This window comes from Allobosea sp. 05T422_2 (assembly GCF_056396265.1).
Genome location: NZ_JBFTLD010000181.1, coordinates 1 through 13,385 on the forward strand (window position 1 = coordinate 1; position 13,385 = coordinate 13,385).

At 67.5% G+C, this 13,385-nt stretch carries 12 protein-coding genes; 6 read left to right on the forward strand and 6 right to left on the reverse strand.

What is annotated here, in order from left to right; genetic code table 11:
* Positions 1 to 194 precede the first annotated feature (194 nt).
* A complete protein-coding gene (gene hemF, locus AC1DJT_RS25025; protein ID WP_476835084.1) occupies positions 195 to 1,124 on the forward strand; it encodes an oxygen-dependent coproporphyrinogen oxidase in 930 nt (309 codons plus the stop codon).
* Between the two features lie 6 nt (positions 1,125 to 1,130).
* Here the strand turns inward: hemF and AC1DJT_RS25030 are convergent, their stop codons facing one another.
* The 4 genes from AC1DJT_RS25030 to AC1DJT_RS25045 are packed head-to-tail and all read right to left on the reverse strand — an operon-like array spanning position 1,131 to position 3,872.
* Positions 1,131 to 2,372: a CCA tRNA nucleotidyltransferase gene (locus AC1DJT_RS25030; protein ID WP_476835085.1), complete on the reverse strand. Its 1,242-nt coding sequence runs from the start codon at positions 2,370 to 2,372 to the stop codon at positions 1,131 to 1,133.
* Positions 2,369 to 2,626: a DUF6111 family protein gene (locus AC1DJT_RS25035; RefSeq protein WP_476835086.1), complete on the reverse strand. Its 258-nt coding sequence runs from the start codon at positions 2,624 to 2,626 to the stop codon at positions 2,369 to 2,371. The genes AC1DJT_RS25030 and AC1DJT_RS25035 overlap by 4 nt, the downstream gene beginning before the upstream one ends.
* Before the next feature lie 20 nt (positions 2,627 to 2,646).
* The gene (locus AC1DJT_RS25040; protein WP_441505169.1) at positions 2,647 to 3,291 is read right to left on the reverse strand and encodes a CoA pyrophosphatase; all 645 of its coding nucleotides are present in this window, start codon (positions 3,289 to 3,291) and stop codon (positions 2,647 to 2,649) included.
* Positions 3,291 to 3,872: a DUF1285 domain-containing protein gene (locus AC1DJT_RS25045; protein ID WP_441489525.1), complete on the reverse strand. Its 582-nt coding sequence runs from the start codon at positions 3,870 to 3,872 to the stop codon at positions 3,291 to 3,293. The genes AC1DJT_RS25040 and AC1DJT_RS25045 overlap by 1 nt, the downstream gene beginning before the upstream one ends.
* Positions 3,873 to 4,078: 206 nt before the next feature.
* Here AC1DJT_RS25045 and AC1DJT_RS25050 point away from each other — a divergent pair, with 206 nt between their 5' ends.
* From AC1DJT_RS25050 to AC1DJT_RS25065, 4 genes are read left to right on the forward strand one after another with little or no spacing between them, the layout of a single operon-like run.
* Positions 4,079 to 5,113, forward strand: a complete 1,035-nt coding sequence (locus AC1DJT_RS25050) for an AAA family ATPase (protein WP_441489526.1) — start codon at positions 4,079 to 4,081, stop codon at positions 5,111 to 5,113.
* Between the two features lie 11 nt (positions 5,114 to 5,124).
* Positions 5,125 to 6,042, forward strand: coding sequence for a DUF58 domain-containing protein (locus AC1DJT_RS25055; RefSeq protein ID WP_476835087.1), 918 nt, complete (start codon positions 5,125 to 5,127; stop codon positions 6,040 to 6,042).
* Between the two features lie 13 nt (positions 6,043 to 6,055).
* Positions 6,056 to 8,872 carry a DUF4159 domain-containing protein gene (locus AC1DJT_RS25060; RefSeq protein WP_441489528.1) on the forward strand — a complete coding sequence of 939 codons (2,817 nt, stop codon included), beginning with the start codon at positions 6,056 to 6,058 and terminating at the stop codon, positions 8,870 to 8,872.
* Between the two features lie 3 nt (positions 8,873 to 8,875).
* Positions 8,876 to 10,975, forward strand: a complete 2,100-nt coding sequence (locus tag AC1DJT_RS25065; RefSeq protein ID WP_476835088.1) for a hypothetical protein — start codon at positions 8,876 to 8,878, stop codon at positions 10,973 to 10,975.
* On the opposite strand, the gene AC1DJT_RS25070 is transcribed toward AC1DJT_RS25065, so the two are convergent.
* Positions 10,947 to 11,459: a GNAT family N-acetyltransferase gene (locus tag AC1DJT_RS25070; protein WP_441489530.1), complete on the reverse strand. Its 513-nt coding sequence runs from the start codon at positions 11,457 to 11,459 to the stop codon at positions 10,947 to 10,949. The two genes, AC1DJT_RS25065 and AC1DJT_RS25070, sit on opposite strands and share 29 nt — an antisense overlap.
* Before the next feature lie 322 nt (positions 11,460 to 11,781).
* Positions 11,782 to 12,183 carry an NUDIX domain-containing protein gene (locus tag AC1DJT_RS25075; protein ID WP_441489531.1) on the reverse strand — a complete coding sequence of 134 codons (402 nt, stop codon included), beginning with the start codon at positions 12,181 to 12,183 and terminating at the stop codon, positions 11,782 to 11,784.
* A 471-nt stretch (positions 12,184 to 12,654) separates the two neighbouring features.
* On the opposite strand from AC1DJT_RS25075, the gene AC1DJT_RS25080 reads away from it, so the two are divergent.
* Positions 12,655 to 13,385: metallophosphoesterase family protein (locus AC1DJT_RS25080; RefSeq protein ID WP_476835089.1), on the forward strand; the 731-nt coding region annotated here is incomplete at its 3' end.

The following is a 13,385-nucleotide window of genomic DNA, read 5'->3' on the forward strand; positions in this document are numbered from 1 at the left end:
GAGCTCTACTCAACCGTCGACGGCAGCGTCCATGTGCCGATGCGCTCGGGTTTGCGTTCGCTCAATGTCGCAATTGCCGCAGCCGTGGTTATGGGAGAGGCCTTGCGGCAGCTGGACGCTTATCCGAGATAGGCGCGAAATTCCTCGTCACCGCGGATGAAGACCCTCGCGGCGAGCGGAACGGAAACGGATCGATGACCACCCGAGCGACTGACCCTGCCTCCACGACATCTCCCCTCGCCCTCGCGGAGGCCATGAAGCCGCGCGCGACAGCCTGGTTCGAGGCCCTGCGCGACCAGATTTGCTCGGCCTTCGAGGCGCTGGAGGATGAAGTCACCGGCCCCTTCCCAGCCGAGGCAAGGACTCCGGGCCGCTTCGAGCGGACGCCCTGGCAACGTCGCAACCACGATGGCGCCGAAGGCGGTGGCGGCGTCATGTCGATGATGCAGGGCCGCGTCTTCGAGAAGGTCGGCGTCCACGTCTCGACCGTCTACGGCACCTTTCAGCCCGAATTTGCAGGTCAGATTCCGGGCGCGGCCGAGGATCCGCGCTTCCATGCCACGGGCATCTCGCTGATCGCCCATCCCTGGAATCCGCATGCTCCGACAGTGCATATGAACACGCGCTTCGTGGTGACGACGAAACCGTGGTTCGGTGGCGGAGCCGATCTGACCCCCGTGCTGGACAATCGGCGCACGCAGGAGGACGCCGACGCCATCGCCTTCCACGCCGCGATGCGCGCGCCCTGCGAAAGCTTCGCCCCAGTCGCCGACTATCCCCGCTTCAAGCAATGGTGCGACGAGTATTTCTTCCTGAAGCACCGCGGTGAGCCACGCGGCATCGGCGGCATCTTCTACGACTATGTCTGGTCCGGCGAGCCTGAGGCCGATCTCGCCTTCACCCAGGCGGTCGGCAAGGCCTTCCTCGACATCTATCCGCGGATCATGCGCGCCAATATCGGCACGCCCTGGACCGAGGCCGAGCGTTACGAACAGCAGGTCAGGCGCGGTCGCTATGTCGAGTTMAACCTGCTCCATGACCGGGGCACGATCTTCGGCCTCAAGACCGGCGGCAATGTCGCCTCGATCCTCTCCTCGCTGCCGCCAACCGTACGCTGGCCCTGAGCGCTCTCAGCGCTCGCGTTGCGCGATTGCGCTTTCGACAAAGGCAAACTGCTGGGTCCGCTCGCCGGGACATCCCGCTTCGATCCAGTCGCGCCTTGCCTGATCGAGCACGCGCCCGACATCCGGACCGGCGGCGACACCGCGTTTGAGCACATCGCGACCACTGAGGAGGAAGGGCGGCGTTTGCCCGAGTTCGGCAATTGCAGCCTGCACCTTGGAGCGCCCCGGAGAACTCTCGTTGGCCGTGAGCAGAACGAGGCTGCCGGCGACCGCATCCGCGCCGACGCGATGCGCCAGGTGCCGCAGCAGGGCGATCGAACAATCCGTCGCACGCCCCGAGAGCCCCTCAAGGGCGAGCGCGATACGCTCGATCCTGTCGAATTGTTCGTTCGACAGCCGCAACCCGTCCCGCAGGCGCAGCGCATCCTCGCGCACGCCAACCGCCAGCGCTGCGAGCCGGAAAGCCGGATAGACTGTTCCCGCGGGCTCGCCTGCCGCAATCGCCGCGAAGCGCGAAAGCCGGGGCACGCCGCCGATCACCGGTACAAGAAGCCCCGCTCCCATCATCGCCGACAATGCGTCGGCCGCGCGCGGCGCAACGAGCAGCTTCAGCAACTCGGCGCGCACCCGCTCACGCGAAAGCCCGTCGAGCCCGGCCCGGCCGGCCGCGCAGGCCGCCAGTCCCGTCGCGTCCAGTGCTCCTTCGCCATAGCGCGCGTGAAACCGGAAGAAGCGCAGGATGCGCAGATAGTCCTCGCGGATGCGCAGGTTCGCATCGCCGATGAAGCGGATACGACGCGCCGCAAGGTCGACAAGTCCGTCGCAATAGTCGTGAACGGTGCCGTCGCGCCCGAGCCCAAGCGCGTTGACCGTAAAATCCCGCCTGATCGCGTCCTCTGCGAAATCGCGCCCAAAGACCACCTTCGCGCGGCGACMATCGGTCTCGACATCGCGACGCAGCGTCGTGGTCTCGAAGGGAACGCCATGGGCGACGATGGTCACCGTGCCATGCTCGATTCCCGTGGGRACCGATTTGAAACCCGCCGCCGCTGCGCGCCGGATCGTCTCCTCCGGTAATGCCGTCGTCGCCAGATCGACATCGCCGACCGGCTCTCCGAGCAGCAGGTCGCGGACAGCCCCGCCAATGACGCGCGTTTCCTCGCCCCCGCCATTGAACGCAGCCAGCACCTCCGTCACCCCCGGCCGCTGAAGAAAGCGCTCGACCCGAACTCGCTGCGCTTCGTTCATCTGAACTGGCCAGGGACGAGCTGCCCGTTCTCCATATGAGGCGGCACATAAGCGCCCTGGCTGCGCGGAGCGATCCAACCGGTATAGGCGACGAAGCCGATCGAGATCACGAGCCCCACGACCGACAGCCAGAACACGTGCCCGTYCCAGTGTTCGACGTCGAARGGGTTSCGCCGCYTGACGATSAGATAGCYYGCGAAGAYACARAAGGGCAGGACGAAGAGCAGAACCTCTTCGGTCACCGAACGCAGCATGGGCGCGCCATCCAATCAGACTAGCCGGAGAGTCGCTCGTAAAGGTTACGGATCATGCCGGCGGTTGCACCCCAGATATAGTGATCTCCGAAGGGCATCGCATAGTAGGTACGATAGCGCCCCTTCCATTCCCGGCCTTCGCGGCGATGATTGGCGGGATCCATCAGGAAGGCGAGCGGCGTCTCAAAGGCCTCGTCGACCTCGTGCGGATTGATCGTCAGCGCGAATGGCGGCGCGATCAGCCCCACGACAGGCACGACCCTGTAGCCGGTGCCGGTGAGATAGGCGTCGAGAAAGCCGACGACGCGCACATGTTCGCGGGCGAGACCGATCTCCTCCTCCGTCTCGCGCAGCGCCGTGACCACCGGCGAGCCATCGACGGCATCGACGCGTCCGCCGGGGAAGGCGACCTGGGCGGAATGGCTGCGCAACGCCGCTGCGCGCCGGGTCAGCAATACGGTCGGCCCGTCCTCGCGCAGCACGATCGGGATCAGCACCGCGGCCTGGATCGCGGCCGCCTCGTCCGGCGGCTCGATCGCTTCCGGCTGGAGATCATGGTCGCCGCGCGGCCTGCTGATCAGGTCGCCGAGGTCCGGCGGTTCGTGGCGCAGCCGCGCCCCGGCAAGGGCGACGATCTCTGCCGCCGTCAGCTTCAGAGCCTGCATCAGAGTCCTTCGATTTCGCTGGATGGCACGGCCGGATAGAATGCACCGGCGACGGCCAGCCCGAACATGCCGACGCCATCGACCGGCCTGATCTCGCCAAGGGCCAGAAGGTCATAGGTCAGGGCCCGCGTAACCCTCGCCCAGAGATCCCGGCGAATATGGACATAGGGCTTGAGCCCGTCATGCGTGTCCCGGACGAAGCGGATCGCATGCTCCGGGCCCACGCTCACGATATCGTCAACCAGTGTCCGGAACGCGATGGCGCGCTCGTCGCCTGTCCCCTCGACCGTCATCTCGACCGCCTGGAACGGCGCGTCGTCGACCTTGATCCCGACCTTTTCGACCGGTGTCACCAGGAAATAATCGCGGCCGTCGCGACGCAGGACGGAGGAGAAGAGCTTGACCAGCGACGGCCTGCCGATGGGAGTTCCGAGATAAAACCACGTGCCATCCCCCGCAATCCGCATGTCGATATCGCCGCAATAGGGTGGATTCCAGCGTTCGACGGGCGGCAAGGCTCGCGTGCGACTGTCCTTCAGCGCGACCAGCAATCGCTCCATCGCCTGCGTTGAATGGTTCATCGAACTACCTTAAATCGCCGCCCGCGGCATATTGGTTGCATGACCCGTTTCGCCTTGAACTCTACATAATCGTGAAGCCGAGTTCTGTGCACCAGAGCCTGTAGCCCCTTGAGCCGGTTGGATAGCCCGTCCACAGTCATCGGTTCGGGAAGCTTGCGGGGCGTGAAGCAGCGCAAGGCGCGACGACGAGGGCGAAGGAGATCGACATGGTGGCGCAAGTCCGTGCGACGGATGGCAAGAGCGAGGCCGGTCAGCCCGTCAATCTCGATACCGGGATCGTCGAAGCGGCCGAAGCTGCGCTCGGCGCCATCGGCGCCGCCCGCCGCGAGATCGGCCAGGTCATTTTCGGGCAGCAGGAGGTGGTCGACCTTTCGCTGATCACCTTGCTCGCCGGTGGCCACGGTCTGCTCGTCGGCGTGCCCGGCCTTGCCAAGACCAAGCTGGTCGAGGCGATGGGTACGGTCCTCGGCCTGAGCGCGAGACGCGTGCAATTCACGCCGGACCTGATGCCCTCCGACATTCTCGGCTCCGAGGTGCTCGACGAGAGCGTCGACGGCAAGCGCCATTTCCGCTTCATCAAGGGGCCGGTCTTTGCCCAGCTGCTGATGGCCGACGAGATCAACCGCGCCAGCCCGCGTACGCAGTCGGCGCTGCTGCAGGCGATGCAGGAGCATCACGTCACCGTCGCCGGTGAACGCTACGACCTGCCTGCGCCCTTCCACGTGCTGGCAACCCAGAACCCGATCGAGCAGGAAGGCACCTATCCGCTGCCGGAAGCCCAGCTCGACCGCTTCCTGCTCGAGATCGACGTCGGCTACCCCGACCGCGAGGCCGAGCGGCGCATCTTGCTCGAGACCACCGGTGCCACCGAGCACAAGCCGGTCCAGGCAATGACGGCAGAGACGCTGATGTCGACACAGCGCCTCGTACGTCGCCTGCCGGTTGGCGAGAACGTCGTCGATGCGATTCTCGATCTGGTGCGCTCGGCTCGCCCCGGCGATGGCGATCCGGCGCTGACCAGCAAGCTTGCCTGGGGCCCCGGCCCGCGCGCCAGCCAGGCCCTGACGCTTGCCGCCCGCGCCCGCGCGCTCGTCGAAGGCCGGCTCGCACCGTCCGTGGATGACGTCGTCGCGCTCGCCACCCCCGTACTCAAGCACCGTATTGCGCTCACCTTCGCTGCACGCGCCGATGGCGAGACGGTGGAGAGCGTCATCGCGAGGCTCGTGGAACGATTGGGATAGGGACTTCAGTGATGCTGCGCACGCGCGTCCTCGGCCCATCCGAACGCCAGCCGGCCCCGCCGGTCCTGAAGGCTTCCCTCGATCTCGCGGCGCGCCTGCCGCGCCTGATCCTCGAGGCCCGGCGCGTCTCGGCCAGCGTGCATGGCATCCACGGCCGCAGGCGCGCCGGCCCCGGCGAGACATTCTGGCAGTACCGCCCTCTGGTGACCGGTGAGGCCGCGTCACGCATCGACTGGCGCCGCTCGGCGCGCGACGGCCATCTCTTCGTCCGCGAGCGCGAATGGGAGGCCTCGCATGCGATCTGGCTCTGGATCGACCGCTCGGCCTCGATGGGCTTTTCCTCGTCGCTCGCCATGGCCTCCAAGGTCGACCGCGCGCTTGTGGCCGGCTTCGCCCTGGCCGAAACCCTGGTCGAAGGCGGCGAGCGGGTCGGGCATCTCGGCCTGACGCGGGCGCTCGCCTCGCGACGTATCGTCGAGACCTTGGCACAAGCGCTCGTGATCGACCGCAAGGGCGAGACCGCCGATTTGCCGCCGGACGCGCCGCTTCCACGCCGGGCCGACGCCATCATCATCACCGACGGACTTTCGCCGGCGCAGTCYCTGGCCAAGCGCATCGYGACCATGGCGAGCAGCGGCGCGCGCGGCCATATCCTGCTGATCGCCGATCCGATCGAAGAAACGTTCCCCTTCAGCGGCCAGGCCGAGCTCTTCGACCTCGAAGACGGCCTCACTCTGCGCGTCGGCGATGCCGGGGCCTGGGGAGAGGAATATCGCCGGCGCCTCGAAGCCCATCGCGAGATCATTCGGGAGGCTTGCCGCAAGGCGGGCTGGACGCTGACCCTGCATCGGACCGACCGGCCCGCCAGCGAAGGCGTACTCCGGATTGCGAGCCTGATCGCCGCGTCGCGCGGCGGCCAGGGCCGCTAGGAGGGCGCCAACGATGCTGACGCAGCTGCCCATCGCCTTCTCCGCCCCGCTCGCGCTGACCGCGCTTGCGCTGCTGCCAGCGCTTTGGCTGATCCTGCGGGTAACGCCGCCACGCCCGCGCCGCATCGATTTCCCACCGCTCAAGATCATGGCCGACCTGATCGCCAAGCGTGAAATGCCGGCGCATACACCTTGGTGGTTGTTGGCATTGCGGATGGCCATTGCGGCACTCGCCATCATCGCCGTTGCCGGCCCGGTCTGGAACCCACCGGTCGCAACGGCGCCCACGCGCGGGCCCGTGCTGCTCCTGATCGACAACGGCTTCGGCGCGGCGACCGACTGGCCCGAGCGTGTGGCGCTGGCGGAGTCGCGGGTCAATGCTGCAGGCCGCGAGGGACGTGCGGTGGCGATCGTCGGGCTCGCGGAAACGCCGGGCGAGGTCACGCTGTCGGAGCCGCGCGCGGCGCTCGACAAGCTGCGTGCGTTGGCCTTGCAGCCGCACGCGCCCGACCGCACCACTCAATTGCCCCGGATCGAGGCCTTTCTCCGCGCCACGCCTGACGCCGAAATCGTCTGGGTCTCCGACGGGCTCGGCCTGACCGACGAAGGCGCCTTCCTGGCGCGCCTGAAGCAGGAAGCCGATGCACGTCGGCTTTCCATCCACGCCATCCCCGCCGACCAGCTCGCGCTGACGGCAGCAGAGAACCTCTCCGGCGCGCTGACGGTCAAGGTGCTTCGGCCAGCCACCAGCGCCCCCGCGAGCGGCCAGGTTCGCGCACTCGATCTGAAGGGCCTGCCACTGGGGGATGCTCCATTCGGCTTTGGCCCAACGGAAACGCAGACGGTGGCCCGGCTCACCCTTCCGATCGAGGTGCGCAATGCCGTTTCGCGGCTTGAGGTCGTGGGCGAACCAAGCGCGGGTGCAGTGGCGCTGCTCGACGACCGCGCCAAACGGCGCCGCGTCGGTATCGTGTCCGGAACGACCACCGATACGGCGCAGCCCTTGCTGTCTCCAACCTATTACGTCTCGCGCGCCCTCTCGCCCTTCGCAGAGATCCGCGAACCGCGCCCCGGCTCGAACGACCCCGTCGGCGAGTTGCTCGCGCAAAACCTCTCGGTCCTCGTTCTCGCGGATATCGGCGCCCTCGACCCGGAGACGGCGACGAAGATCAGCAGTTTCGTCGAGCGAGGCGGTGTTCTCTTGCGCTTTGCCGGCGTGCGCCTCGCCACCGCCTCCGACGAGCTGACACCCGTGCGGCTGCGCCGCGGAGGGCGCACGCTCGGCGGCGGCCTCTCATGGGACACTCCGCGCAAGCTCGCCCCCTTCACCCGCGAGAGTCCGTTCTTCGGCACGCAGATCAGCGACGACGTCCGCGTCAATCGCCAGATTCTGGCCGAGCCCGATGCGGATCTTGCACGCAAGACCTGGGCTGCGCTCGAAGACGGCACGCCTGTGGTCACCGGCGAACGCCGCGGCGATGGCGTGATCGCCATGATGCATGTCACCGCCGACACCACCTGGTCGAACCTGCCGCTGTCGGGCCTCTTCGTCGAGATGCTGCGCAAGGTGGTGGCGCTGGCCGGAACGGGCCCGGCCGAGGCCCAGGCCGAGGATGCCAAGGTCGAGACGCTCTCGCCGACCCGCGTGCTGGACGGCAAGGGCTCCTTCCGCGCACCACCGGCTACGGCTCAACCGGTACCGCGGACCTTCACCGGACGTGCCACCCTGGCCCACCCCCCCGGCATCTACGGCCCGGCCGACGGTTCGCTCGCGGTCAATGCCTTGGCTCCCGCCGACACGCTGCACGCGCTCGATCTGGCCTCGCTCGGCGCGCCGATCCTGCCGATCGACAAGCCGGTCGCGCAGGACATTCGGCCCCAGCTCCTGGTCATCGCGCTGCTGCTGCTGATCCTCGACACGCTGGCGACGCTCTGGCTCGGCGGTCGACTGCGCGTGACGCGCGCTGGCAAGGCTGCTGCCGCCGCGCTCCTGCTTGGGCTGGCGCTGGCCGCCGCCCTTTCGGCCGCGCCGGCCCTGGCCCAACCTGTCCCGGCGGCACCGGAGGACACCCGCCCGCCGATCCCGCGCGAACTTTTCGCCGCAGGTGCGGTCACCCGCCTCGCCTATGTCCTGACCGGCGACAAGGCGGTCGATGACATGTCGAAGGCGGGGCTTGCAGGCCTCAATATCGTGCTCGGCGCACGCACGGCACTCGAACCCGGCGAAGCGGTCGGCCTCGACCCAGCCCGCGACGAGCTCGCCTTCTTCCCGATCCTCTACTGGCCGGTGGTCGCCGGGCGCCCGATTCCGGCGCCCGAAACCCTGCGCAAGCTCGAAGCCTATATGAAGGGCGGCGGGCTCGTGATCTTCGATACGCGCGATGCCATGAGCGCCCGCCCGGATGGGGGCAGCACGCCCGAGGGCGATCAGCTCAAGCGGATGCTGCAGACGCTGGACATTCCCGAGCTCGAACCGATCCCGCGCGACCACGTGCTGACCAAGACCTTCTACATCCTCGACGGTTTCGTCGGTCGCTATGACACCGGCACGACMTGGGTCGAGATCCTGCCGCCCGCCGGCGAAGACGGGCGTCGGCCGGCGCGGGCCGGCGACAGCGTCTCGCCGATCGTCATCACCTCGAACGATCTTGCCTCAGCCTGGGCCGTAAATCGCCGCGGCGAAGGGCTGGTACCGGTGTCCGGCTCCGATCCCCGCCAGCGCGAAATGGCGCTCCGCGCCGGCGTCAATCTCGTGATGTACGCGCTCACCGGCAACTACAAGGCCGACCAGGTCCATGTGCCGGCCCTGCTCGAGCGTCTGGGGCAATAGACCATGTGGAGCCTCTCCTTCGCCCCGCTCGTGCCTCTGCCACTGCTGATCGGGCTCGCGTTGCTGGCTGCTCTCGCTGCCGGCGCCGCGCTCGTCCTCGCCGGCCGCAGCGCCATCCTGCGCGCGCTCGCGCTGATCGTGCTGACGCTCACGCTGGCCGACCCGTCACTCGTCTTCGAGGACAGAGAACCGGTCAAGGACGTCGTCTCGGTGGTGGTCGATCGCTCCGGCTCGAACCGCCTCGCCGACCGGACCGCGCAGACCGAAGCCACCCTGGCCGATGTCGAACGGCAATTGCGCGGCGTTCCGGGCGTCGAGCCACGCATCGTCGACGTCACCGACATGCAGGGCTCGGGAGACGGGACCCGTCTCTTCGAGGCGTTGGCCGCAAGCATCGCGGATGTCCCATCGGAGYGCGTCGCCGGCGCCATCGTCATCACCGACGGCCTCGCTCATGACGCTCCTCCCAATGCCGAGGCCCTGGGTCTCAAGGCACCGCTGCACATTCTCACGACCGGCCGAAACGCCGAGATCGACCGCCGGATCGTACTTGTCGATGCGCCGCGCTTCGGCATCGTCGGCAAGGATCAGGTCATTCGCCTGCGCGTCGTCGACAAGGGCGGCCCCGGCCGCGCCGGGCTGACGATCCGCCGCGACGGCGAGATCGTCGCTCGCCGCGAGGTCACCTCGGGTCAGATCGTGCAGGTGCCGGTTCGGATCGACCGCGGCGGGCCCAATGTCGTCGAGATCGAGGCGGCGCCGCTCGATAACGAGCTCACGCTTGCCAATAATCGCGCCGTCATCACGATCGAGGGCGTGCGCGACAAGCTGCGCGTGCTGCTGGTCTCCGGAGAGCCGCATCCCGGCGAACGGACCTGGCGCAACCTGCTCAAGGCCGACGCCAATGTCGACCTCGTCCATTTCACGATCCTACGCCCGCCGGAGAAGCAGGACGGCACGCCGATCAACGAGCTTTCGCTGATCGCCTTTCCAACGCGCGAGCTGTTCCAGGTCAAGATCAAGGAATTCGACCTGATCATCTTCGACCGCTACGCCAACCAGTCGATCCTGCCGCTGCTCTACTTCGACAACATCGTCCGCTATGTGCGCGAGGGTGGCGCCCTGCTGGTCGCAGCCGGTCCGGAGTATTCCGGCTCGCAGTCGCTGGCACGGACCCCRCTCGGACAGATCCTGCCCGCCCTGCCCGATGGCACCGTCATCGACGAGGCCTATCGCGCCCGCGTCAGCGAACCCGGCCGCCGCCACCCGGTCACCCGCGACCTCCCCGGTTCGGAGGTCGAGCCGCCGCGCTGGGGCGAGTGGCTGCGCATGGTCGGCGCCCGCGCCCGCACAGGCTCGACCATCATGACCGGGCCGGGTGACAGACCGTTGCTCATGCTCAGCCGTGAGCAGAAGGGGCGCGTTGCGCTTTTCCTCTCCGATCATGCCTGGCTCTGGGCTCGAGGCTTCCGCGATGGCGGCCCGCATCTCGACCTGCTGCGCCGCCTCGGCCACTGGCTGATGAAGGAACCCGAACTCGAGGAAGAGGCGCTMCGCGCAACCGCCCGCGGCCGCACCATCGAGATCGAGCGCCAGACGCTCGGCGACGCCCCCTCCCCGATTGTCGTCACCGACCCCAATGGCACGTCGCGCACGGTTCAGCTGGAAGCCGGACGGCCCGGCATCTTCAGCGCCCGCGTCCCGACCACCGAATTCGGCCTGCACCGCATCTCAGGGGATAATCTGACGGCCTTTGCCAGTGTCGGCCCGGAGAACCCGCGCGAACTCATGGAGGTCGTCAGCGACCCGGCGAAGCTTCAGCAGCTTGCCGAGGCGACGGGCGGCTCCTCCCGCCGGATCGGCCAGGACAGCGGMTCGAGCGTGTCCGTGCCGCGCATCGTTCCGGTCCGTTCGGGCAGTCAGTTCGCTGGTGCGGACTGGATCGGCCTGCGCATCAGCGATTCCGGCATCGTGCGCGGCGTTTCGATTTCGCCTGTGTTCATCGGGCTGATCGGCCTCGCGCTGCTGTTTGGCGCTCTGGTGGCCGGCTGGCTCGGCGAGACCGGCCGGCGCTTCAGGCGGAGCCCGGACGCAACGCCATGACCGCCCCGCTGCGCCTGGCCAGCACGCCCTCGACCAGTTCGAGAGCGAGGAAGCGGGCGGGATTGGCCGGTCCCGGCAAGGTCAGCTGGCCCGGGGGGATCGGCTTGAAACCGAAGCGGGCATAATAGGGTGCATCCCCCACCAGCATGATGAGGTCGTGTCCGGCCGCCCGCGAGGCTTCGATCGAAGCGTTCATCAGGGCAGCGCCGATACCGCGTCCCTCGAAGGCAGGATCCACGGTAAGCGGCCCCAGCATCAGCGCCGGCTGCCCACCCGCCGAGACGCGGGTCACCCGCACCGAACCGACCAGGAAGGTTCCGACATGCGAGGCGAAGGATAGCGCCGGGTCCTGCGGCACGCCCTCGCGCAGGCGAAATGCCGTGCGGGCAAAACGGCCGGGACCGAAGGCGCGCTCGTGCAGGCGCTCGATGGCAGCATGATCGGCGGGGAGTTCGTGGCGAATGGTCAGGGGAAGCGAAGTCATGGCGTCGGCAAACCTGCGAACGGGCAGCGGGGCAAGAAGCTCAGGCGCCGTGAAGCAGCCGAGCGGAAGGGCGCGCTCAGCGCGCCGGTCGTCGCAGGATGGAGAGGTCTTGCCGGTCAGCCATGAATCGCCTGTAGCAGAGGCACGGGCGGGCGTCCATGTTGGAAATGACGAGCTGTTTCGTGTCTCGCTTCGCGAGCGCTGATGGCAGGGCGAAGCGCTGGCGGATGAGAGGATCGGCGACGCCGTGGACTGTTTGCGTTGAGATCATGGTTGGCGAGAGGCGAGCCTAAGCACGCACACTCTCCCGCAGAAACCGATCTCACCAATCGGCAGTAAGCTGACGCCTGCCGAATATCTCGTCGAGCCTGCGGCGGGTTCCCGCTGTGGTGGTGTCCGGCAACGCGTCGAGCGGAAAGAAACGGGCCTCGGCAATTTCGCGATCCGGTTGCCTGATACCGTCCACAACAAACTCCCGTACCACGAAGATCGCGACATGATCGCGGCGCGACACCGTTCGGTTGAAGAAGACGCCATGAAGTTGCGGCGGCCCGGTCAGCCTGACGAGCGTCTCTTCACGCAGTTCCTTGTCGAGCGCGTCTCGCAAAGTCTCGCCGGTCTCCACCCCGCCGCCCGGCAGATGCCACCCCGGCGTGTAGGTATGGCGCACCAGCAGGACCTCGCGCTCATCCCTGAGCACTGCCGCGCGCACGCCCAGCGTCATGCCGCGTGTCAGCCAGAAATACAGATGCAGCAGCCGGCGAACGGGCCTCGAGATGGGGCGCGGCTCGCGGGCATGCCCTGTTCCGCCGCCAGTTTTGGGGTCGGGCCCATGCGACACGCCTCGCGCTCCTCTCATCTGCCGCGTATTTGCCTATGCAAATAACGCATAACAGACCACCGTTTGTACTGCCGTTACGTCACAAACGCGCCGCAAAGCAGGTAGAAACCACCGCCATCACCGCTGGGGTTACCACAATGCTTCTCGCTTTCATCACCGCTCGCCTCCGGGCCAAGCGCGCTTTCGTCTGGAAGCCCGCCCTCACCCTCACCGACCCGCGCATCGTTTCGGAACTCACCGACTCGTTCAACTGAGTCCTTGGGCTCGAACCTGATCGCGTTCGGGAACGGATTGAGGCGAGCCGACGCGCGGATGCGCTTGACGGCTGCCATGCTCTGAGGGCAAGCGCAGGGCGTGTTCAAGATCGCGCACCTGTCCGACCCGCATCTCGGCCCGCTTGCCGAGTTTTCACTGCATCAGCTGCTCGGCAAGCGCGCGACCGGCTATGTCAACTGGCGCCGCAAGCGCCGGCACGCCCATGACATGGAAATCCTGGCGCTGATCGTCGCGGATATCCGCGCGCAGGCGCCGGATCATGTCGCCTGCACCGGCGATGTCGCCCATATCGGCCTTCCCAACGAATTCAAGACCGCGGTCACCTTTCTCGACACGCTGGGTGCGCGCACCGATGTCAGCTTCGTGCCGGGCAATCACGATGCCTATGCCCGTTCCTCGCTAAAGCCACTCGCGACCCTGCTGGGCCCATGGTCCAGCAGCGATGATGGCACGATCGGGTATCCCTGGTATCGCGAGCGCGGGCCGGTCGCGCTCATCGGGTTGAACACCGGCATTCCGACATTGCCTCTGATGGCGACGGGCCGCGTCGGGCGCGAGCAGATCGCCAAGGCGGAGATTCTCCTCGACCGGGCCAAGGCGGCCGGGTTGATCCGCGTCGTGCTCATCCATCATCCGCCCTATCTCGGCGGCGCGCGGCGCACCCGCGAATTGYTCGATGCTGATGCTTTCGAGTCGATGCTGAGACGCAAGGGGGCCGACCTCGTCCTGCACGGCCATAACCACCGCTTCTCACTCGCCTGGCGGCCGGGGCCGGATCACGATATCCCCATCGTCGGCGTGCCCTCGGC